2 protein-coding genes and 1 pseudogene are annotated in these 2,122 nt (G+C 79.1%); 1 reads left to right on the forward strand and 2 read right to left on the reverse strand.

From position 1 onward, the window contains the following. A pseudogene (locus ABEB16_RS22460) lies at nt 1-922 on the forward strand (hypothetical protein); the annotation flags it as partial. A 32-nt stretch (nt 923-954) separates the two neighbouring features. Here ABEB16_RS22460 and ABEB16_RS22465 read toward each other — a convergent pair. Further along, nucleotides 955-1,593, reverse strand: coding sequence for a LysE family translocator (locus ABEB16_RS22465; protein ID WP_345714366.1), 639 nt, complete (start codon nt 1,591-1,593; stop codon nt 955-957). Nucleotides 1,594-1,633: 40 nt separating this feature from the next. Continuing rightward, on the reverse strand, nt 1,634-2,122 hold a 489-nt coding region (locus ABEB16_RS22470; protein WP_345714367.1), incomplete at its 5' end, for a helix-turn-helix domain-containing protein.

A 2,122-nucleotide genomic window follows, 5' to 3' on the forward strand; every position in this document is an offset into this window, starting at 1 on the left:
GCCGCAGGACGCGCGCGGCGCGGCCCGCGTCCTCACCGCCACCGGGTCGCTGAGCCCGCTGCTGCAGGAGACGGGGGTGCGGGTGGTGCCCGCCACGGCCGGTCCCGCTGCGCCCGCCCGCCCGCCGCGGGGTGTCGCGGAGGTCCTCGACGGCGTGGTGCGCCAGGCGGCGGGCCGGGTGCCCACCGAGGCCGGTCGCGGCTACGCCGGGCGCTCGCCCACCGGCGGCACACCACCGGCGCAGGGCCAGGTGCGGGTGGAGCGCATCACCGCCCCCGGCCGCGGCACGTCGTGGGTGGTGCTCGTGCCCGGCACGCAGGAGTGGAGCCCGGTCACCGGGGAGGGCCGCCCCGCGATGGACCTCACCGCGAACGTGCAGGCGGTGGCCGGGCGGCGCACCGCCCCCATGGGGGTCGTCGTCGAGGCCATGCGCGGTGCCGGGGTGCGCCCGGGGGAGCCGGTCCTGCTGGCCGGCCACAGCCAGGGCGGTCTCACGGTGGCGGAGCTGGCGGCCGACGCGCAGGTGCGGCGGGAGTTCACCGTCACCCACGTCGTGACGGCGGGCTCGCCCGTGGGCCTGGCGCGGGTGCCGGCCGACGTGCGGGTGCTGTCGCTGGAGCACGCCGAGGACCTCGTGCCCGTGCTCGACGGCACCGACAACCCCGACGGCGGCTCGTGGACCACCGTGACGCGGCAGCTGGCCGCCGACGAGCGCTGGGCGGGGCGGGTGCGCGCCGACGGGCTGGCCTCGCACGACTCCCTGGCCTACGTGGACACCGCGGAGCTGGTCGACGCCAGCGCCGACCCGGCCCTGCGCGCCTGGCACGAGTCGGCGTCGGCCTTCTGGGACGCTCCCGGGGCGCGGGTGGAGGTCCACGACGTCCGGGGCGTGCGGGGCGCGCCCGCGGGGCCGGGCCGGTGAGCCGGGCCGGTGCCGGGTCGCGGCGCCCGACCTCAGCGCAGCGCCAGCGCCCCGCCGAGCGCGACGAACAGCCCGCCGGTGATGCGGTCCAGGGTGCGCCGCCCGCGCCGGTAGAGGGCCGTGATGCGCCGGGTGCTCGCCAGCGCCGCGACGGTGGCGAACCACGCCATCGCCACGGCGAGCATCACCACCAGGACGCCGGCCTTCGCGGCCGTGCTCGTGCCGGCCGGCAGCAGGCTGGCGAAGAGCGCGCCGAAGAAGACGAGCGCCTTGGGGTTGGCGAGGTTCGTGGCCAGGCCCAGCCGCCAGCTCCGCCAGCCGGCGACCCCGGCACCGGCCCCGGCAGGACCACCGGTCGTGGGGTCGTCCTCCGCCGGGCGGGGTCGCGCCGCGCTGCGCAGCGCGCTGATCCCGAACCAGACGAGGAAGGCGGCACCCGCGTAGCGCAGCAGGAGGTAGAGGGAGGCGTGGCTCTCGAGCAGGGCGCTGATCCCCAGCATCGCCGCCAGCGCCCAGCAGCAGATGCCGGTGACGACGCCGGCGGCCACGAGCAGCCCGTCGCGGCGCGAGCCGGCCGCGGCGGTGCGCAGCACGGCCAGGAAGTCCGGGCCGGGGCTGACGACCGCGACGATCCAGGCGGCGAGCAGCGCCAGCAGCGCGGTGGTGGGCACTCAGGACCTCCTCGGGACCGGGGACGGGGCGGGCGGCGGTTCAGCCGACGACGGGGGAGGCGATGACGACGGTGACGTCGGCGGCCTCGCGGGAGGTGCGGTAGGTGTGCGGGCCGTCGCCGGCGAAGGCGAGCAGGTCGCCGGGCCCGAGGTCGTGCTCGGCCCCGGCCGGCCCGGCCCGCAGCCCCCCGCTCGCCACGAGCAGGTGCTCGGTGGTGCCGGGGGCGTGGGGCAGCCCGTCGAGGGCGGTGGCGGGGGGCATCCGCAGCCGCCACACCTCCACGCCGTGCCCGCCGGGGATGCGGCGCAGCAGCTCCCGCGTGGGCTCGCCGCCGCTGCCGGCGGTGCCGCGCACCAGGACGGGACCGGGGTCGGTGTCGCGGGCGAGGAGGTCGGTCAGCGGGATGCGCAGCGCCACCGCGATCGCGTCGAGGGTCTCGATGGTGGGGTTGCCCCGGCCGGCCTCCAGGCCCGCCAGCAGGGGCAGCAGGCGCTCGACGAGCCGCGTCTTGCCCGACCCGACGGGGCC

This window comes from Kineococcus glutinatus, assembly GCF_039542765.1.
Taxonomy (GTDB): domain Bacteria; phylum Actinomycetota; class Actinomycetes; order Actinomycetales; family Kineococcaceae; genus Kineococcus_A; species Kineococcus_A glutinatus.